Annotated in this window: 12 protein-coding genes; 5 read left to right on the forward strand and 7 right to left on the reverse strand. The window is 48.4% G+C overall.

Annotated elements, in window-relative coordinates; translation table 11 throughout:
- Positions 1-175 precede the first annotated feature (175 nt).
- A complete protein-coding gene (gene polA, locus DXD65_RS09630; RefSeq protein ID WP_034525482.1) occupies positions 176-3,031 on the reverse strand; it encodes a DNA polymerase I in 2,856 nt (951 codons plus the stop codon).
- 87 nt (positions 3,032-3,118) lie between these two features.
- On the opposite strand from polA, the gene DXD65_RS09635 reads away from it, so the two are divergent.
- Entirely contained in the window at positions 3,119-4,093 is a 975-nt protein-coding gene (locus tag DXD65_RS09635) for a polyprenyl synthetase family protein (RefSeq protein WP_008662178.1), read from the forward strand.
- An 84-nt stretch (positions 4,094-4,177) separates the two neighbouring features.
- Here the strand turns inward: DXD65_RS09635 and deoC are convergent, their stop codons facing one another.
- The 6 genes from deoC to mnmG all read right to left on the reverse strand — a co-directional run bounded on the left by deoC (position 4,178) and on the right by mnmG (position 10,336).
- Positions 4,178-5,080, reverse strand: coding sequence for a deoxyribose-phosphate aldolase (gene deoC / locus DXD65_RS09640; protein WP_035447524.1), 903 nt, complete (start codon positions 5,078-5,080; stop codon positions 4,178-4,180).
- The gene (locus tag DXD65_RS09645; protein ID WP_005826173.1) at positions 5,067-5,405 is read right to left on the reverse strand and encodes a nucleotide pyrophosphohydrolase; all 339 of its coding nucleotides are present in this window, start codon (positions 5,403-5,405) and stop codon (positions 5,067-5,069) included. The genes deoC and DXD65_RS09645 overlap by 14 nt, the downstream gene beginning before the upstream one ends.
- Entirely contained in the window at positions 5,405-5,857 is a 453-nt protein-coding gene (gene dtd, locus DXD65_RS09650) for a D-aminoacyl-tRNA deacylase (RefSeq protein ID WP_117887590.1), read from the reverse strand. The genes DXD65_RS09645 and dtd overlap by 1 nt, the downstream gene beginning before the upstream one ends.
- Positions 5,858-5,937: 80 nt before the next feature.
- Entirely contained in the window at positions 5,938-7,758 is a 1,821-nt protein-coding gene (gene uvrC / locus DXD65_RS09655; protein ID WP_117703750.1) for an excinuclease ABC subunit UvrC, read from the reverse strand.
- Positions 7,759-7,880: 122 nt separating this feature from the next.
- Complete coding sequence (locus DXD65_RS09660) at positions 7,881-8,405, reverse strand: adenine phosphoribosyltransferase (protein WP_005826167.1); 525 nt, start codon at positions 8,403-8,405, stop codon at positions 7,881-7,883.
- A gap of 56 nt (positions 8,406-8,461) precedes the next feature.
- Positions 8,462-10,336, reverse strand: coding sequence for a tRNA uridine-5-carboxymethylaminomethyl(34) synthesis enzyme MnmG (mnmG, locus tag DXD65_RS09665; RefSeq protein ID WP_005826165.1), 1,875 nt, complete (start codon positions 10,334-10,336; stop codon positions 8,462-8,464).
- Between the two features lie 295 nt (positions 10,337-10,631).
- On the opposite strand from mnmG, the gene DXD65_RS09670 reads away from it, so the two are divergent.
- The 4 genes from DXD65_RS09670 (at position 10,632) to DXD65_RS09685 (ending at position 21,511) form a co-directional block, all read left to right on the forward strand.
- Positions 10,632-13,793 carry a SusC/RagA family TonB-linked outer membrane protein gene (locus DXD65_RS09670; RefSeq protein ID WP_117887591.1) on the forward strand — a complete coding sequence of 1,054 codons (3,162 nt, stop codon included), beginning with the start codon at positions 10,632-10,634 and terminating at the stop codon, positions 13,791-13,793.
- Between the two features lie 19 nt (positions 13,794-13,812).
- On the forward strand, positions 13,813-15,303 hold the full coding sequence (locus DXD65_RS09675) for a RagB/SusD family nutrient uptake outer membrane protein (RefSeq protein WP_117887592.1): 1,491 nt from the start codon (positions 13,813-13,815) through the stop codon (positions 15,301-15,303).
- Positions 15,304-15,634: 331 nt separating this feature from the next.
- Positions 15,635-17,452 carry a glycoside hydrolase family 2 protein gene (locus tag DXD65_RS09680; RefSeq protein ID WP_061412246.1) on the forward strand — a complete coding sequence of 606 codons (1,818 nt, stop codon included), beginning with the start codon at positions 15,635-15,637 and terminating at the stop codon, positions 17,450-17,452.
- Positions 17,453-17,557: 105 nt separating this feature from the next.
- Positions 17,558-21,511, forward strand: a complete 3,954-nt coding sequence (locus DXD65_RS09685) for a hybrid sensor histidine kinase/response regulator transcription factor (RefSeq protein ID WP_117887593.1) — start codon at positions 17,558-17,560, stop codon at positions 21,509-21,511.
- The last annotated feature ends 137 nt before the right edge of the window (positions 21,512-21,648 follow it).

Consider the following 21,648-nt stretch of genomic DNA (forward strand, 5'->3'; position numbering starts at 1 on the left):
AAATTTTATCAATATGTCAGTAGTGAGGGTTTCGGTATGCTTTCCTTTTGGCAAGATTGGTGAATAAAAAATATCCGGCAGTGAGGTCGCCGGATATTCTGATGAGCAAACTGTATTTGGAAAGGATTGCTTCTGTTGCTTTCTGATTGTAAGTTAAATAAAGTTATTGGGCTGTTTAGTGTGCCTGCAACCAGTTGTTTCCCCACCCACAATCGGCTTTCAGGGGTACGTACATGCGATATGCCTGCTCCATCTCTTCGATTACGATTTTCTGTACAAGCTCTTTTTCTGCCTCTGGAACGCTGAAATTTAGTTCGTCATGGACTTGTAAAATCATCTTTGCTTTCAGATTGTAAGCTTGGAAGCGCTGATAGATGTGTGCCATGGCTACTTTTATGATGTCGGCGGCACTTCCCTGGATGGGAGCGTTGATGGCATTCCGTTCGGCATAGCCCCGTACCACCCCGTTTCTTGAGTTGATGTCCGGCAGGAAGCGCTTGCGGTGGAAGATGGTTTCCACATAGCCGTTCTCGCGTGCCACCTGGATGCTTTTATCCATATACTCCTTCACTTGTGGGTAGGTTTCAAAGTAGCCGTCTATCAGCTCTTTGGCTTCCTGGCGAGAAACGCCCATGCGTTCGGCAAGCCCGAAGACGGAGATGCCGTAGATGATGCCGAAGTTTGCCGTTTTTGCCTTGCGGCGCATGTCGGCGGTTACGTCGTTTATATCTATCTTATATATCTTGGCAGCGGTGGCGGCGTGGATGTCGTGTCCGCTGAGGAAGGCGTCTATCATGTTCTTATCTTCGCTGAGGTGTGCCATGATGCGCAGCTCTATCTGCGAGTAGTCGGCAGAGAAGAACTCGCAGCCGGTGTCGGGGATGAACGCCTTGCGGATTTCCTTTCCGTCTTCGTCGCGGATGGGGATGTTCTGCAGGTTGGGATTGCTGGAGCTGAGGCGTCCGGTAGCGGTCACCGCCTGGTTGAAGGAGGTGTGTATGCGGCCCGTACGTGGGTTGATGAGCTGGGGCAGGGCATCTATATAGGTGCTCAGCAGTTTCTTCAGTCCGCGGTATTCCAGTATCTTCCCGATGATGTCGTGCTTGCTGCGGTAGCTTTGCAGCACCTCTTCGGAGGTGACGTATTGTCCGGTCTTGGTCTTTTTCGCTTTCTCCACGATTTTCAGCTTGTCGAACAGCACTTCGCCTACCTGCTTGGCGGAGCTGATATTGAATGTCTCGCCAGCCATCTCGTAGATTTCCTTCTCAATCTCCTGCAGACGGACGGTGAAGTGTTGGGACGATTGCTTCAAGGCTTCCGTGTCGAGCAGCACTCCGTTGCTCTCTATATTAACAAGTACGGGGACGAGCGGCATCTCTATTTCGTAGAACAGATGTTCGGCACCTTGCTCCTTCAGTTCCTTTTCCAGCACGTTTTTCAGTTTGAGGGTGACGTCCGCATCCTCGCAGGCATAACGGTAGACATCTTCGGGTGGAAGGTCGCGCATGTTCTTTTGGTTTTTGCCTCGCGCTCCAATTAGCTCATCGATGTGGATGGTCTGGTAGTGCAGGTAGATTTCCGCCAGATAGTCCATGTTGTGTCGCAGTTCGGGTTGAAGCACGTAGTGGGCAAGCATGGTGTCGAAAAGTTTGCCTTTCACCTGGACGCCGTAATTTTGGAGGATAATCATATCGTACTTGATATTTTGTCCCACCTTCATGGATTTCTCGTTTTCGAAGAGGGGACGGAACTCGTTTACAATTTTTAAGACTTCCTCTCGTTCGGCGGGAACGGGTACGTAGTATGCACGGTTTTCGGCATCACTGAAGCTCATTCCTACAAGTTCGGCGTCCATTGGCTCGGTTCCGGTAGTCTCGGTATCTATTGAGAGAATTTCGCTTGTAAGTAACTTTTGAATAATTTCTGCTCTTTTATCTTCTGTATCAATGAGTTGGTAGTCTATATCGAGCATTTCTAACCGCGTCAGGTTTGAATTTTCAGAAACGCCCGTCCCCTCGCCCGCAAAATTTGCAAACAAATCGCCTTGAATCGGGGCGCTGTTTTCGGGAGTGGAGGTTTGCGGCTGGGCAAACAGAGTCCCGGCAAAGAGGTCGGGTACCGGAGAGGTTGGAGTAGGGGAGGACGAATTGCCGCTTCCCTTTTTGAGTACCCGGTCGATGAGTGTGCGGAATTCCAACTCCTCGAAAATCTTGCGGAGTTCTTCTTCGTTCGGTTCTTCGCGGACGAGCGAATCCATGTCGAGCTGAATGGGAACATCTGTTTTGATGGTGGCAAGGAATTTGGAGAAGGTAATCATCTCGCGGTTGGTCTCCACTTTCGTTTTCAGTGCGCCTTTCAGCTGGTCGGTATGCTCCAGCAGGTTTTCGATACTGCCGAATTCGGCAATCAGTTTCTGTGCGGTTTTCTCGCCCACACCCGGACAGCCGGGGATGTTGTCGGAAGCATCACCCATCAGTCCCAGCATGTCGATGACCTGCTCGGTGGTCTGTATGTTGAACTTGGTTTTTACTTCTTCGGTACCCATCACTTCGAATCCGCCGGTGTGCTTGGGGCGGTACATGAAGACGCGGTCCGATACCAGTTGCCCGTAGTCCTTGTCGGGAGTCATCATATAGGTGGTGATGCCCTGCCGTCCGGCTTCGGTGGCGAGCGTGCCTATCACGTCGTCGGCTTCGTAGCCGGATACTTCGAGGATGGGAATGCGGTAGGCGCGGATGATGTCCTTTATAATAGGTACGGAAAGGCGGATGGCCTCGGGTGTCTCCTCGCGCTGTGCCTTGTATTGCTCGTAGGCCTCGTGGCGGAAGGTGGGGCCCGACGGGTCGAAGGCTACTCCTATGTGTGTGGGATTCTCTTTTTTGAGCACTTCTTCCAGGGTGTTTACAAAGCCCAGAATGGCCGAAGTGTTGAATCCTTTTGAATTGATTCTCGGGTTCTTGATGAACGCGTAATAGGCTCGATATATCAGTGCATAGGCATCGAGCAAAAACAGTTTATCGATTGAATTCATACATTTAATCCTTTTTTTCATGGTAAAAGTACAAAAAAATACCGTATTAACCGTTTTATTACTATTTTTGTAGGCAAATAGCGATGCATGGACAACTCATCATTGATAAAATCTCCGATTTCTGAGGAATTGGAGGACTTCAAGAAGCTTTTTGAAAGTACCCTCTCCAGTTCCAACCTTTTGCTGAACAGCGTAATTGCGCATATCCGGCAGAAGAACGGGAAGATGATGCGCCCCATTCTGGTGCTTCTGGCTGCGAAGCTTTTTGGCAAGGTATGTCCTGCAACCCTGCATGCTGCGGTTGCGTTGGAACTTCTTCATAATGCCAGCCTTGTGCACGATGATGTAGTGGACGAAAGTACTGAACGCCGTGGACAACTCTCCGTTAATGCCATTTTCAATAATAAAGTAGCCGTACTGGCAGGCGATTATCTGCTTGCAACAGCGTTGGTGCAAGTGGGCATGACCCGTAACCATGACATTATCGACATCGTCTCCTGCCTGGGGCAGGATTTGGCAGATGGTGAACTTCTGCAGCTTTCCAACGTCAGCAATCTCCATTTCTCCGAGGAAGTCTATTTCGACGTTATCCGCAAGAAGACGGCCGTGCTCTTTGCAGCTTGTACGAAGGCGGGCGCTCTCTCGGTGGGGGCCAGCGATGAAAAGGCGGAATCTGCGCGTCTGTTCGGTGAATATATCGGGCTTTGTTTTCAGATAAAGGATGATATTTTCGATTACTCCGAGAGCAAGGAAATAGGCAAACCTACCGGAAATGATATGGTGGAGGGGAAGTTGACTCTGCCTGCGCTTCATGTGCTCAATACCGTGAAGGATAAAACAGCGGAAGAAATTGCCGTAAAGATAAAGAATGGGGAGGCAACGCCTGGCGAAATAGCCCATTTAATCGAATTTACCAAGCAGAATGGTGGTATAGAGTATGCTTCGCAAGTGATGTATGACTATAAGGAAAAGGCTCTTTCTTTGCTGGCTTCTTTGCCCGATACGGAGGTAAAAGTAGCGCTAGCCGGGTATCTGGATTATGTGGTAGAACGGGAAAAATGACGGACTGTTTCCGGTTGATAATATGAGAAAGCCTGATGGAACCCACTCCATCAGGCTTTATTTATAGGTAAATGCAGCTTCCTCTTAGAAGAATTTCATCTCTTCACCCTTGATTTCCGAAAGCAGCAGGTTGGCAAGACGACTGGTTCCCAGACGGAACAGCTCGTTGTTCAGCCATTCTTCGCCGAGCACTTCCTTGACGATGGTGTAATAAATCAGTGCATCGTTCACGCAGTTGATTCCTCCTGCGGGCTTAAAGCCTACCTTGATACCCGTCAGCTCGTGATATTCTTTGATGGCCTGGCACATAACCAGGGCGGCCTCCGGCGTGGCGGCAGGCTGCTGCTTGCCGGTGGAAGTCTTGATGAAATCGGCACCCGAATACATGGAAAGGATGGATGCTTTTTTGATGTTCGAAGCCGTCTTCAAAGCTCCGGTTTCGAGGATTACCTTCATGTGGTGCTCTTTGCAGGTTGCTTTGAGTTCTTGTATCTCCTCGCACATGCCTTCATAGTCTCCCGCCAGGAACTTGCCCACCGAAATAACGATGTCTATTTCATCGGCGCCTTCCATCAGTGCCATGGCAGTTTCTGCCACTTTCACTTCAATGAAAGTCTGGGAGGAGGGGAAACCTGCTGATACACAAGCTATTTTTACATCTTCCACTTCCAGCGTGTCTTTTACGACTTCTGCAAAATTGGGGTATACACAGATGGCTGCCACATTCTTCAGGTCGGGGAACTCTTCGTCGAATTTATTCACTTTCTGGGTGAATTTCATGACGCTTTCGTCGCTGTCCGTACTGTTCAGTGTGGTGAGGTCAATGCAGTTGAAAAGGAATTTCTTTACCTCCGGCGTGTTGTTTGCCGGCACTTTCTCTGCAATGATTCTGGCAGCTTGTGCAGCTATTTCCGCATCATCCAGTTGGGTGTTGTACTTTGCCAGGGCGGCGTCATACTTACTCTGGGTAGGCTCATTCTTCTCCATGGTCTTTCAATTTAGGGTTATTGATATGTCTTGTCTGGTCACGTCTGGTTTTCTTCTCGAAGTTGCGGCAGAAGGCGTCTGTCAGGTTCACTCCGGTCTGGTTCGCAAGGCAGAGAAGTACCCAAAGAACATCTGCCATCTCATCGTCGAGATTGTCTTTTTCTCCTTTCTTGAAGGATTGGTCGCCATACTTGCGTGCCATGACGCGGGCGAGTTCGCCCACTTCTTCGGTCAGTATCGCCATATTGGTGAGTTCGCTGAAATAGCGCACTCCGTATTCCTTTATCCAGGAATCCACTTGTTTCTGTGCTTCTTCTAACGTCATTATTCCTTGTTTTTTGTATCTATACAGATGGTCACGGGACCATCGTTCATCAGTTCTACTTTCATATCGGCACCAAATTCGCCGGTACCTATTTCTTTACCTAATGCTAAACTCAGTTCCCGGCAGAATTGTTCGTACAGCGGGACGGATATTTCCGGTCGTGCTGCCCGTATGTAGGAAGGGCGGTTACCTTTCTTGGTGGAGGCGTGTAGGGTGAACTGGCTGATAACCAGTATTTCGCCGCCTGCCTCAAGAATGGATTTGTTCATCACGCCGTTTTCGTCATCGAAAATGCGCAGGTTGACTATCTTCTTGCAAAGCCAGTCAATATCTTCTTTTCCATCGGATTCTTCGATGCCTACGAGTATCATGAGGCCTTTTCCAATGGAGGCTTTGCAGGTTCCGTTGATGGTGACGGAAGCGTGTCCGGCACGTTGTATCACTACTCTCATGTTATTCTTGTCTTTTTGAGGGAACAAAGTTACGAATTAATTCGTTGTGTGCATGGCTTTACAGACGGATTTATCAGTTATTATTTCTCTGAGAAATAGGTCTGGATGATTTTGGCTTTCGCTTCTCCCACCACGGCGGCAAGCTCCTCGGCAGATGCTTCGCGGATACGCTTCACGCTTTTGAACTCCTTGAGCAATGCGCTTTTCGTCTTTTCGCCGATGCCTTTTATCTCGTCCAGTGCAGAGGCAATCTGCCGTTTGCTGCGCTTGTCGCGGTGGAAGGTAATGGCGAAGCGGTGCACTTCATCTTGAATCTGCGTCAGCAGTCGGAAGAGGGGGGTGTTCTGTTTCAATCCGATGGTCTGGGGAGGGTAGCCATACAATAGCTCGGAAGTGCGGTGTTTGCCATCTTTGGCAAGTCCGGCGATGGGGATGTTCAGGCCAAGCTCGTCTATCGCCTCTTTTACGGCGCTCATTTGCCCTTTTCCGCCGTCGGTGATAAGAAGGTCGGGCAGGGGTGCTTTCTCTTCTATAGCGCGCTGATAGCGCCGTTTTACGACCTCTTTCATGGAGGCATAGTCATCCGGTCCCTCTACGGTCTTGATATTGTACTTGCGGTAATCCTTCTTGGAAGGTTTCCCCTTGACGAAGACCACGCACCCGGCCACGGGGTCGGAACCCTGGATGTTGGAGTTGTCGAAACATTCTATCTGCATGGGCAGGCGGTCCAGGTGCAGCTCTTGCTGTATTTCTTTCAGCAGGCGCACGGTCCGTTGCTCCGGATTCAGCTTTTCGGCTTGCTTCAGGCGGTCGGCTTTGTACTGCTTCACATTGAGGATGGAGAGTTCCAGCAGTTTCTTTTTGTCTCCCCGTTGCGGGATGGTAAAGACGACATCTTTCAGCTCCATATCCAGCTCAAAAGGCACGATGATTTCACGAGAAAGGCTCTTGTATCTTTCCCGCATTTCGATGATGCCGAGAGAGAGCAGTTCTTCTTTGCTCTCATTCAATCGTTTCTTGTATTCAAAGGTGAAAGCCTGGTTGATGGCACCGTTCGTAATGTGCAGGTAGTTGACGAAAGCGGACTTTTCATCGCTGTCTTCTTCGATGGAGAACACGTCGATATTGTGCAGCACGTTGCTTACCACTTCCGATTTCGCCCGGTAGTTTTCCAGCAGCAGGTATTTCTTCTTTATCTTCTGTGCTTCTTCAAACTTCATTTCGGCTGCCAGTTCCTGCATTTGCTGGAAAAGCATCCGTTCTATCTCCTGGGTATTCCCTTTGAGTATTTCCTTGATTTCAGCGATGTTTTTCAGATACTCTTCCTGGCTTTGCTTCCCGATGCAAGGTCCTGCACAGTTCTTGATGTGGTATTCCAGGCAAACATTGAACTTTCCGGCACGTATGTTTTCCGGAGAGAGGTTCAGGTGGCATGTACGCAAAGGGTACAGATGCTTGATGAGGTCGAGTAATGCGTACATGGAAGGTATATGGCTGTAAGGGCCATAATAGGAGGAACCGTTACGGATTATCTTCCGGGTTCTGAATACGCGTGGAAAGTATTCGTTCTGCACGCAGATGCTGGGATACGTCTTGTCGTCTTTCAACAGTACGTTGTAGCGAGGCTTGTATTTCTTGATAAGATTGTTTTCCAGCAATAGCGCGTCTTCTTCCGTATTCACCACGATATATCGGATATCTGCAATCTTGCTGACCAGCACCCTCGTCTTTCCCGGTTCGTGCTCCCGGTTGAAGTAGGAAGACACTCTTCGCTTCAGATTCTTTGCCTTTCCTACATATATAATAGTCCCTTCGGTATTCAGATATTGGTAAATACCGGGACTTTCGGGAAGGTTGGATACAATCCCTTTGAGGTAGTCGTTAGTTCTGAGTTCTTCCATAATACCGACGTTTCACCACAGATTACACAGATTAGCGCAGATTTCTATTCGATAAAACTGTGTTTTGTGGTGGATAAATAATCTGTGTTAATCTGTGTAATCTGTGGTGAAATATGAAATGGCTAAAGCGACAGCACAGCCTCCACTTCCACATCATCTCCAAACACATCCTTGCCATGAAGCTCTTTCAGCTCGATGATGAAGTTTACATACACTTTCTTGGGGTTCATCTGTTTCACCAGTTTGCAGGCGGCTTCCATTGTTCCACCGGTTGCCAGCAAGTCGTCGTGTAGCAATACTACATCGTCTTCATTGATGGCATCCTTGTGCATCTGCACGGTGTCTTTGCCATATTCTTTATCATAGCTTTCTTCAATGGTTTCTGCAGGAAGCTTTCCCGGCTTGCGGATAGGTACGAAGCCTGCCCCCAGTCTGGTGGCGAGAATGGGGCCCATAATGAATCCTCTTGATTCTATACCCACTACTTTGGTGATGCCTTTGTCTTTATACATCTCGTATAGTGTGTCCGAGAGTTCCTGCAAGGCGGTAGGCTCCTTGAACAAGGTAGTTACATCGTAGAATAGAATTCCCGGAATGGGGAAGTCGGGTATTTCTCGGATGCTTTTGGTAAGAGTTTCTTTGCTCATAATCAGTTTATTTAATACGTTTATTGAATTCTTTGTTTCACGTGGAACTTTGCGCTCTATCGTCCGCAAAGTACCAGTAGCACGTTAATGTCGCTTGGAGATACTCCCGGAATCCGACTCGCTTGGGCTATTGTTTCCGGATCTATCTTCATCAGCTTCTGTCTAGCTTCGGTAGAAAGGGATTGAATGGAATTATAGTCAAACTTACCTTTTATCTTGATGCTTTCCAATCTTGCCAATTTATCCGCAATAATCCGTTCGCGTCCGATGTATCCCTCGTACTTGATGAGTATTTCTGCAGCTTCTACAATTTCTTCCTTTCTATCGGATATTTTATCCAGTTCTCGTTTAAAGGCACTGACGTGTTCGGCAATGTTCTCAATCGTTATCTGCGGACGGTTTATCAAATCTATCAATTTGCATCCCTGGCGCAGTGGAGTTGTGCCGAGCTGCTCCAATACCGGATTGATTAATGCCGGTTTCATCGAGTAATTCCGCGCGAAGTCTATAATTCGGTTCACGGCTTCACGTTTTTCTGTCAGCAGCTTGTACCGCTCTTCCTTGGCGAGTCCCAGCTTCCAGGCTTTTTCCGTGAGTCGCATGTCCGCATCATCCATACGGAGCAGGATGCGATATTCGGCACGGGAAGTAAACATACGGTAAGGCTCGTCCACACCTTTTGTTACCAAGTCATCGATTAAAACGCCGATATATGCTTCATCCCTTGCAAGGGTGAACGGTTCTCCGCCGTGGCAATTGATGTGGGCGTTGATACCTGCCATGATTCCTTGTCCAGCTGCTTCCTCGTAACCGGTTGTTCCGTTTACTTGTCCGGCAAAGAACAGATTCTTTATATTCTTCGTTTCCAGCGTATGTTTCAGTTGGGTGGGGTCAAAGAAGTCGTATTCGATGGCATAGCCCGGGCGGTAGATGACGAGGTCTCTGAACGCCGGTATCTTTTTCAATGCTGCAATCTGGATATTCATGGGCAATGAAGAAGAGAATCCATTCAAGTAGAGCTCTTGGGTTGTTTCCCCTTCGGGCTCCAGGAAAAGCTGGTGCTGCGGTTTGTCGGGGAAAGTCACAATCTTGGTTTCTATACTGGGGCAATAACGTGGGCCGATACTTTGGATTTGTCCGTTGAAAAGGGGAGAATCCGGCAGACCTTCCTGCAGGATGCGGTGTGCTTCTTCGTTGGTGAAGCAGGTCCAGCAAGGGAGCTGTTTCAAATGGCGTACATGAGTGTCCATGAACGAGAACTTGTGGAAGTCACATTCTCCGTCTTGGATTTCCATATCCTCATAATGCACGCTGCGTCCATCTATGCGTACGGGGGTTCCCGTCTTCATGCGTCCAAAGGTGATGCCATGCTTTGCGATGGATTCGGTTAATTGGTAGGATGCAGGTTCTGCCATACGTCCGCCTGGAAGCATGGTACGTCCCACGTGCATCAGTCCGTTGAGGAAAGTTCCTGCGGTGAGTACTACACATTTGGCATGGAACGTTACTCCCCATAATGTGACTACTCCCGTAATCTCACCGTTTTCAACGAGGATTTCCTGCACGGTATCCTGCCAGATATGCAGGTTGGGGATATTTTCCAGTATCTCTCTCCATGCCCAGATGAATTTGTTGCGGTCGCACTGCGCGCGCGGACTCCACATAGCGGGACCTTTGGAACGGTTCAGTATACGGAACTGTATGGCTGTCTGGTCTGTCACCAATCCCATATATCCTCCCAAGGCGTCTATTTCGCGTACTATCTGTCCTTTGGCGATACCTCCCACTGCCGGGTTACAACTCATCTGTCCGATTTTGTTCATATCCATTGTGATAAGACAAGTCTTCGAACCCAGGTTTGCAGCAGCGGCAGCGGCTTCGCATCCTGCGTGTCCGGCGCCGATTACAATAACGTCATACTTAAACTCCATTCGTTCAGTGTATTTTAAAACTGTGCAAAGTTACGAAAAAAGTTGTATGCCGGGACGTGTCATATCTTAAAATCCGGATATATCTTCTTTGGCATTGCTTATATTTCCGTATCCAGTATCATACTTATTGCTTGGAATGCTTAGACTATAGACATATTGCTTGTGTTTAGCTTAAAATACAATCAAAATGAAGCTTTTTGAATACTATTGCTTTTCTTTTTGAAAAAGATACATACCTTTGCAGCGTTTGGATATTAAAAAGTGTTTTGATTGACTAATTTTAAGGAAGAGAAGCATGAGAAAGAAATTCTTCTTGTTAATCATTGTCTGCCTGGTTATGGGGGCAGGAGTGATGGCTCAGACGTCTACGGTCTCGGGAACAGTATTTGCCGAGGACAACAATGAGCCGATTATTGGGGCATCGGTATTGGTGAAGGGTACAACGCTGGGGGCCGTGACCGATATCGAAGGTAAATTTACAATCTTGAATGTGCCGGGCACGGCAAAGACAGTGATTGTCTCTTTTGTAGGTATGCAGAAAGTAGAAGCTGCCATAAAGCCTGCTATGAAGGTGGTGCTGAAATCGGATTCGGAACTGCTGGATGAAGTGATGGTGGTGGCTTACGGCACGGCCAAAAAGAGCAGCTATGCAGGTTCGGCTTCTTTAGTGAAAGCGGATGCGCTGAAAGACATTCCGACGACCAGCTTTGAAAACGCGTTGAACGGTAAAGTGGCGGGCTTGCAACTGACGAATAATTCCGGCCAGGCGGGTTCCGCACCGGCCATCCGCATCCGTGGCATAGGTTCTATGAATGCCGGGAATGAACCGTTGTATGTAGTGGACGGTGTTCCGGTCTCTTCGGGCAATACGGGGCAGATGAGCGGTGAGCTCTATTCTACCAACAACATCATGAATACGTTGAACCCGGAAGACATCGAATCTATTTCTGTATTGAAAGATGCGGCGGCCAGCTCGCTTTATGGGTCGCGTGCGGCAAACGGCGTCATTCTGATTACTACCAAAAAAGGACAGATTGGCAAGCCGGTGGTGACGCTGAAAGCCGAAGTGGGCTTCACGCCCTGCTGGGCAACGGACAACTATGAAACGGCCAGCGTACAGGAGAATGTGAATATGCTCTACACCGTATTTCACGATGCCCGTACAAGCGGTAAGGGCGAAACGGACGAAAAGGCGGCAGCCTATGCCATAGGCCAGTTGAACAGCCGTTTCAACAAACATGGCTACCAATTTACCACAAATGGTACGGGAGCTTACGAGAACGTCAATATCCTTGAGTACGACAACTCCGGGCGTGGAGGCAAATACTACGATTGGGACAAGGCATATTTCCGTACCGCCATTTACCAGACCTACGATATGTCCGTCAGCGGTGCTACGCAGAATACCAACTATTACACTTCCCTTTCCTATACCCAGGACGAAGGACGTTTGAAGATGAACAGCTTCGACCGTGTTTCCGGTCGCCTGAACCTCACCCAGAAGGTGGGGAAATTCCTTGAACTGACCACCAATGCCAGCCTGGCGCGTACCAAGAAAAGCGGTTATAATGATACACGCAACACGGGCAGTAATTACTTCATGCAGACCCGTAACTTGCTGTGGGGACTCTACTGGCCCACTGATTACAAGACCGGCGAGCTCTGGACCGAACGTTACGGTAGCTACGCCTACAATGGGCTTTATTATGACAAAGAGTGGGAGAACGGTTCTACCAGTACCAAAATCATGGCTGCGGAGACGCTCACCCTGCATCTGATGCCGGGCCTGGACCTTCGTTCTATCTACTCTTACGACAATACTACTGTAAAAGACCATATCTATTACAGTGCCAATCACTATAAAGGCTCGGCAGACAATGGGAATGTCAACGAATACCGTACTACATACGAGAAGATGGTTACCTCCACTACCGCCAATTATACCGGCACCTTCGACAAACACACAGTTGGCACCATGGTGGGTTTCGAAGCGGAGAAGAACAAGACAGACTATGTGCGTGCCACAGGAAGCAATCTTGCGGTCAGCACCATTCATACAGTTTCTACTGCCGGAACGCAGACTTCTGCCGGATATTCCTGGGGAAACTCGATGGTGTCCGTGCTCTCCAAGTTGGATTATAATTACGATGAACGCTACTTCATTTCCGGTTCTTACCGCCGCGACGGTTCTTCCCGGCTCAGCAAGCAGGAACGTTGGGGAAACTTCTGGTCAGTGGCAGGAGCGTGGAACATCATGCGCGAGGGTTTTATGAGCAAATATTCTTTCCTGAGCAACCTGCGTATACGTGCCTCTTATGGTATTAACGGTACGCTGCCTTCGGACAATTACGGCTATATGAGCTTGATGAGCTATACCAGTAAGTACATGGGTAACCCGGGCGGTACAATCACTACCGTCACCAATGACAAGCTGTCTTGGGAGACGAGCTACAACACGAATGTGGGTATCGACTTCGGCTTCTTCGGCCAGCGTCTGCGCGGTACGGTGGAATACTTCAACCGTGATTCGAAGAACCTGCTCCAGGATGTTCCCATTTCGATGGTTACGGGATTTTCCTCTACGTTGCGGAACGTAGGATGCATCAACAACCATGGGGTAGAGGTGGAGTTGAGTGGTGACATCATTAATAGTAAAGGATGGTTATGGAGTGCCGGTGCCAACGCAACCTTCCTCCGTTCTGAGGTGAAAGAGTTGTATGGCGGTGCGGACATTATCTGGTACGACCCCACCAGTAGCGACAGCCGTGCGCAATATGTATACCGGGAAGGTCAGTCCACGCTGGCTTTCTATGGATACGAATGGGCAGGTGTGGACAAGACCAACGGCAAGAACGTCTACTATGTAAATGACCCCAAGAATGGCAAGGCCGGAGATTTTGAGTATAACGGACGCGGAGCTACTTATGACTATAACAATGCCAACTACACCATCATCGGCAATGCCGTTCCCAAAGTGTATGGGGGCATCAATACCTCGGTCTCCTACAAAGGCATAGCCCTTTCGTTGGGCTTTACCTATAAGATAGGAGGAGACTTGTACGATGGAGCCTACATGGATGTGGCCGACGACGGTTATTATTGGGAGCGTATCCGTGCTAAAAGCTACTACAACAACCTTTGGACGCCAGACCATACGAACGGTACAGAGCCCCGTATCGAAGGTGTAGACCTCGATGACCCGCAACAATACAGCAGCCGCCACTTGTTCAATGCCAGTTATCTGCGCTTGAAGAATCTCTCATTGGCCTATACGCTGCCCAAAGCCATGACCCGCAAGGCTTTCATCGAGAATGCCCGCCTTTTCTTCACTGCCAGCAACCTTTGGACAATAGCCAAATACAAGGAGGCAGACCCCGAAGTGAGCGAATACGGCACACGTGGTTGGGAAACCCCTATCGGAAAAACATTTGTCGTTGGCGTTGAATTGAAATTTTAATGAACTGGAGGAACTAACAATGAAAAAGATATATCATTTATTGGCACTTGTGATACTTGGTGCCTTTACATTCACTTCGTGTGACGATTTTCTGGATATGCAGCCCACCAACTCCGGAAATGCAGAAGGTGCTGTTGGTACGGTAGCCGATGCGCAGGTGGTTATCAACGGTGTGATGAGTGCGATGACCTCATCGTCCTATTACGGCAGAAACCTTTTTATGTACGGTGATGCCAAGGGCGGTGACCTCACGATTTTTGCTGCCGGACGCGGACTGGATGCATTCTATACGTTCAACCACACTTCTAACAGCAATACTTATTCCGGTTTCTGGAGCCGTGGATATTACTGCGTTCTGCAGGTCAACACCTTGTTGAGCAACATTGAGAAGCTGGAAGAATCGGGCAGTATGGAAGACTTTTCCGAAGCCAAAGGGCAGGCGTTGACTCTGAGGGCGCTGTTCTATTTCGATTTGGTCCGTCTCTACGGGCTTCCTTACAATTACAACAAGACCTCTTATGGAGTTCCCAATGTAACCGAGCCGCTTACGGTGAACGCCCAGCCCACCCGTGCTACTGTGGAGGAGAACTATCGCCAGATTCTGCAGGACTTGTCGGACGGGGCGGCCCTGCTTGCCAAGAAGAAGACAAAGCAGAGCGGATATGCGGACTATTACACCAACATAGCCCTGCAAGCGCGTGTGAAACTCTATATGGAAGATTATGACGGTGCTTTGAACGCTGCCCGGGAGATTATAGAAAGCGGTGTGTACAAACTGTATGAGCCTGCCGATTGGACGGCTTCCTGGAGCAAGCAGTTTGGTTCCGAGTCCATCTTTGAGCTGGGCATCACCACTGAGGAATCAGACCTGGGAACTTCTTCTTTGGGCTTTTACCTGATGCGCTACGGACAGTTGAAGAATGCCATGGGCTGGTATCTTGCCAGCGATTATTTCCTGAACCGTCTGGGTGAAGACGAGACGGATGTGCGTTGGGGAATCATGGACAACGATGAATACTGGGTGGACAATGAGATTGAACGCAAGGGAGCCTGCTACAAGTATATGGGTAGTACCACCCTGGCAGGTGACGGCAAGGCAACCAATACAGCCGTCAATATCAAGATAATCCGTCTTTCCGAGATATATCTGATTGCCGCCGAAGCAGCCTTGCACTCCACGAAGCAGGAAGCAGGCGCAGATGCCTCCGCCGGTTACTTGAATGAAATCCGCAGGCGTTCTCCCGGACTGGCACCGGCCACTGCCGCTACCATTACCGATGATATGATTCTGGACGAGCGCAGCAAGGAGCTTTTTGGTGAAGGACAACGCTTCTTCGACATGATGCGTATGGGCAGAACCATCGAATTCAACGACGATTTTCAAGATATTCCGGTGAGTCACCGTGGAAAAACAATCGACCGTACTTTCGAGAAGATTGTGCTTCCTATTTCGCAGGATGAGATAAATGCCAATCCGGCATTGGAGAACCAGCAGAATCCGGGATATTAGTCGTTCCCTGCTGTCTATTGTTTGCTACTCCTTGTATATCAGGGAGGTATTTTGCCAACAAGTTGTCACTGCCTTGGCAAACTTTTGCCACGCCTATGGCAAAGTTTTGCCAACGCGGTGGCAAAGTCTTGCCAATGGGAAGGCAAAACCTTGTCATAGGCGTGGCAAGAAAAGCGGAAAAAGGTGCCTTTGATGAATTTCTTTGATAAAATGAGATGGTAATACCTTGATATTCCACAAAAATACTATTTATTGGTTCGAAATTTCTATTCTTTTTTTCTGAATCGGCTTATCTTTGCTTTCGTAGAAACCAATAAAAAGTTATAATACTATGAGAAGATTTTTCCTCATATCGTCATTCTTGACGTTGTTTGCAATCGGAAGCTCGGCGCAATGGAAGCCGGCAGGTGATAAAATCAAAACGGACTGGGCATCCCAGATCAATCCCGCAAATGTGTTGCCCGAATATCCTCGTCCCATCATGGAACGGAGTGACTGGAAGAACTTGAACGGACTGTGGAATTATGCCGTTATAAATAAAGGTGAGCATCTTCCGGCAGAGTTCGAAGGGCAGATACTTGTTCCTTTTGCCATCGAATCCTCCTTGTCCGGAGTTGGAAAAAGAATCAATGAAAACCAGGAACTGGTCTACCAGCGCAGTTTTGATATTCCTTCTGCTTGGAAGGGAAAACAAGTGCTGTTGCACTTTGGTGCTGTCGACTGGAAAACGGATGTATGGGTGAATGATGTGAAAGTAGGCAGTCATACGGGGGGATTTACTCCGTTCTCCTTCGATATTACTGCCGCTCTTTCTGGCAAAGGCAATAATCAGTTGGTCGTAAAAGTTTGGGACCCAACGGATAAAGGACCTCAACCCCGTGGAAAGCAGGTCAGCAATCCGGAAGGTATCTGGTACACTCCCGTAAGCGGTATCTGGCAGACGGTATGGATGGAGCCGGTTGCCGGAAAACATATCGAGAACCTCCGTATCACTCCCGATATTGACCGTAATCTGTTGACAGTGAAGGCTGAATTGAATAGTGCATGTCCTTCCGACTTTGTGGAAGTGAATGTGTATGACGGCAATCAACTGGTAGCCACCGGCAAAAGTATCAATGCAGAGCCGGTGGAGGTGTCCATGCCCCGGAATGCCAAGTTGTGGAGTCCGGATTCCCCCTTCCTCTATACGCTGAAAGTGACTCTGAAAAGCGGAGGCAAGGTAGTGGATAAGGTGGACAGCTATGCTGCCATGCGTAAGTACTCCACCCGTCGTGACGCGGATGGCATCGTACGCCTGGAACTAAATAACGAGGCTTTGTTCCAGTTTGGACCGCTGGACCAGGGTTGGTGGCCCGACGGACTGTATACAGCTCCCACAGACGAGGCTTTGCTGTATGATGTACAGAAGACGAAAGATTTCGGTTTCAATATGATTCGCAAGCATATCAAGGTGGAACCGGCACGTTGGTACACACATTGTGACCGTTTGGGTATCATCGTATGGCAGGATATGCCGAGCGGTGACCGTAATCCGGAATGGCAGAACCGCCGCTATTTCGACGGAACAGAACTGAAACGCTCCGCCGAATCCGAAGCCTATTATCACAAGGAATGGAAGGAAATAATGGATTGTCTCTACTCTTATCCGTGTATCGGTACATGGGTACCGTTCAACGAAGCCTGGGGGCAGTTCAAGACGGTAGAGATAGCCGAATGGACGAAACAGTATGACCCGACCCGCCTGGTGAATCCGGCAAGTGGCGGTAACCATTATACTTGCGGTGACATGCTCGACCTCCACAACTATCCCCAACCGGAAATGTATCTGTATGATGCACAGCGTGCCACGGTTTTGGGTGAGTATGGCGGCATCGGCCTTGTCTTGAAAGACCATATCTGGGAACCGAACCGCAACTGGGGATATGTTCAGTTCAACTCTTCCAAAGAAGTGACTGATGAGTACGTGAAATATGCCGATATGCTGTATCAGATGATAAAAAGAGGTTTCTCGGCAGCCGTCTATACACAGACCACGGATGTGGAGGTGGAAGTGAACGGTCTGATGACTTACGACCGCAAGGTGATAAAGCTGGATGAGAAACGCGTGAAAGAGATAAATACACGTATCTGCAATTCACTTAAGAAATAGGGGCATTTACAATTTACCATTTACAAAGTACAATTTGGCTGCGCTGTCATCTGCATAGTTAAATTGTACTTTGTAAATGGTAAATTGTACATTAAAAATGTTGTTATGAAACGATTGATTATAAAGCTTTTCCTTAGTCTGTGCCTATGGGCGGTATTGCCGGTTTGTGCGCAGGATGCTGTTCATTACTATTTCAGAACGATGGATATCCGGAACGGTCTTTCGCAGAACACCGTGTATCAGATTTTGCAGGATAGGAAAGGCTTTATGTGGTTCGGAACCAAGGACGGTCTGAACCGTTATGACGGATTGTCTTTCCGTATTTACAAGAAAGAGAACTCCGGTTTAGGAAAGAACTTCATAACTGCGCTCTACGAGGACCGCCGGGGAAATATCTGGATTGGTACCGATGGGGGAGTCTTTATTTACGACCCGGTACTGGATTCCTTTACCGCTTTCGATGAGGCCAGTGATAACGGCAGTATCATCAGGGATTTCGTCACCATGATTGGAAGTGACGAGGACGATAATATCTGGATATCGGTAGAAAACCAGGGGTTGTTCTGCTATAAACCGGATGAAGGGAGGCTGCTGAACCATCTGCACGATTCGGGACTGCCCAATGTAACCCGCTTTTGGCTGAATGGGAATACGTGTTGGCTGGCCTTGTATGCGGATAATCTTTACTATACGAAAGCTGACTTTGAAACTCCTCTGCAGCCTTTCAAGGACGCGGAAGGAAATGAGATTTTCAAGAATGATATTATCAACTGGCAGGTCAGCGGACCCCATAATTGTGTGTATATCGCTTCGCTGAACGGGTTGACAGAGATAAACCAGACTACCGGCAAGACGCGGAAGCTGCTGAACACCTATGTGAGGGCTTTGCAGTTCAAATCTGACAACGAGCTGTGGGTGGGCGCAGAGTCCGGCTTGTATATTTACAATCTGACGAATGACAAGATTACCCATTTGACCGTTCCCGACCAGGATGATTCGTATGCATTGTCGGACAATGCCATTTATTCGCTCTGCTGCGACAAGGAGAACGGCATGTGGATAGGGTCTTATTTCGGTGGAGTGAACTATTGTCCTTATCAGTGGACTTATTTCGAGAAGTTCTATCCGAGAGACAATCTCAGGCATTTCGGCCGTCGTGTACGGGAAATCTGTGAAAGTAATGATGGCACCTTGTGGATAGGTACCGAAGACAAAGGCTTGTTTAATTACAATCCGGAAAACGGAAAGATAGAGCCTTTTGAGCATCCGGCCATTTATCAGAATGTCCACGGCCTTTGCCTGGACGGGGATGATTTGTGGGTGGGTACGTTCTCCGGTGGTCTGAACCGGGTGAATCTTCGGACCAGGCAGGTGAAACATTATGCCAAGGGTGAGAGTGAGAATTCCATGGTCGCCAATGACGCCTTTACCATTTGCAGGACCACTACGGGAGACGTGTGGATAGGCACCACGTCCGGTCTGTTGAAGTACAATCGCTCTACAGATGACTTTACCCGGATTCCTCAGCTGAAGAATATGTTTACTTATAACATTCTGGAGGACTTCAACGGAAATCTGTGGTTTGCTACTTTTTCTAATGGAGTGTTCTGCTACAATGTAAGAAGCCAGCAGTGGAGGAATTATCTGTCTAATGAGAATGATTCGACCTCTCTTCCCTACAATAAGGTAATCAGTATCTACGAAGACAGCAGGAAGCGTCTGTGGTTCATGACGCTGGGTGAGGGCTTCTGCCGCTACAATCCGGAAACGGACAATTTTACCCGTTATGACATGTCGAAAGGATTTCCGAGCAATACCATCTACAAGATGGTCGAGGACAAGCGGGGCAACTTGTGGATTACTTCCAATCATGGTCTGGTCTGCTTCAATCCCGATACGGAGAGCAAGCATGTCTATACCACGGCCAACGGGCTGCTGAGCAACCAGTTTAATTTCCAGTCCGGCTACATCGACAAGAAAGGACGCATCTATTTAGGAAGCATCAACGGATTCATAGCCTTTGACCCGGAAACCTTTGTGGAGAACACTTTCCTCCCTCCCGTGGTGATTACAGACTTCTTTCTGTTCAATAAACGGCTTTCGGTGGACAGTCCGGATTCTCCTTTGGAGAAGAGCATCACCTATGCGGATGAAATAGAACTGGATGCCGACCAGAACTCCTTTTCTTTCCAGGTTGCGGCTTTAAGTTATCAAGCACCCGAAATGAACAGTCTTGAATATAAGTTGGAAGGTTTTGACCGCGACTGGTATACGGTAGGACGGAATTCCATCATCAACTATTCAAACCTTCCTTATGGAAGCTATACGTTGCGTATAAAAGGTTCCAACAGCGATGGCAAGTGGAACGCTACGGAACGTGTGCTCGACATCCATATCCGTCCTCCTTTCTATCTCTCCACCTGGGCATATGCCGGTTATACGGTATTGGCGTTATGCTCACTGGCTGCTGTAATCATCTATTTCAGAAAACAGACCCGGCAGAAGCATCAGCAGGCTATGGACAAGTTTGAGCGGGAAAAGGAGCGGGAGTTGTATACTGCGAAGATAGACTTCTTCACGAATGTGGCGCATGAGATACGTACACCGCTTACACTGATAAAGAGTCCGCTCGAGAATGTATTGGTTTCCCAGTCTGTCTCGGACGACATCAGGGATGATTTGGAGACCATGGAACTGAACACCAACCGACTGCTTGATTTGGTGAACCAGTTGCTGGACTTCCGGAAGACGGAGACGCAAGGCTTCCAATTGAATTTTGTGGAATGCGACGTGTCTGAGCTCTTGCAGAAGACGTATAAGCGTTTCAAGCCTTTGGCACGTGAAAGGGGGCTGGCATTGAGTATAGAGACTCCCGAAAGCTTGTATGCTTCGGTTGATAGGGAAGGGCTTACCAAGATTATCAGCAATCTGCTGACCAATGCGATAAAGTATTCGGAGACCTATATACGCATCAGGCTATATTCGGAAGGTGAAAGACTGCTGCTTTCTGTATGCAATGACGGCCTTGTCATTCCGGTAGAGATGCGCGAGGAGATTTTCAAGCCGTTCATCCAGTATAAAACCGGTACCTTGCGCTCTGTGCCCGGCACCGGTATCGGGCTTGCACTTGCCCGTTCATTGGCCGAACTCCATGAGGGTACGTTGTGCATGGAAGATTCGATGGAGAACAACTGTTTCCTGCTGTCACTTCCGCTGAAGCACGAGCAGACGGTGGCTATGGAGCATAAAGAACCGGTAACGGGCGGGGAATCCTCTGAGGAAAGTGGTGCAGGTACTGCCTTGGAACAGCACCGGTATACTCTTTTGGTGGTGGAAGACAGTCTGGAAATGCAGGCATTTGTTGTGAAACAGCTCTCTTCGGAATATCGTGTGCTGACTGCCGTGAATGGGGTGGAAGCTTTGAAGGTGTTGAAGGAACATACTGTAAATCTTGTCATTTCAGACATTATGATGCCCGAGATGGATGGATTGGAGCTGTGCGAGCATCTGAAGTCCGAGCTTGACTATAGCCATATACCGATTATCCTGCTTACGGCGAAGACGACTCTTCAAGCCAAAATAGAGGGAATGAAGCTGGGGGCTGACGTATATATAGAGAAACCTTTCTCCGTGGAATATCTGAAAGTTTGTGTGGCCAATCTGCTGAACAACCGTGAGAAGCTACGGGCTTCTTTTGTCAATTCTCCCTTTGTGCAGACGGGCAGTATGGCAATGACAAAGGCAGATGAATCTTTCCTTAAAACATTGAAGGAAGTGGTGGTTGCCAATATGCAGAATCCGGATTTCTGCCTGGATGATATGGCAAGCCTGCTGAACATGAGCCGGTCGAGCCTGAACCGGAAGATAAAGGGCATATTGGATATGACTCCCAATGACTACATCCGTCTGGAGCGGTTGAAGAAAGCGGCGCAGCTTTTAAAGGAAGGAGAGTGTAAAATCAATGAGGTTTGCTATATGACCGGCTTCAATACTCCTTCCTATTTTACCAAGTGCTTCCAAAAACAATTTGGTATTCTGCCCAAAGACTTCGTGAAATGATAGCATGGAATGCTTGCTAAATATAACAATCCAATCAAATGCCCCTGAGGTGTCTCTCAGGGGCATTTTTTGGATTTATAATTGCATAGATTGAAGCGATATTTGCATTAATTTTAGCTTTATGCGGATATATTTGC

It is taken from the genome of Bacteroides sp. 4_1_36 (genome assembly GCF_003466325.1).
Classification (GTDB): Bacteria; Bacteroidota; Bacteroidia; order Bacteroidales; family Bacteroidaceae; genus Bacteroides; species Bacteroides uniformis.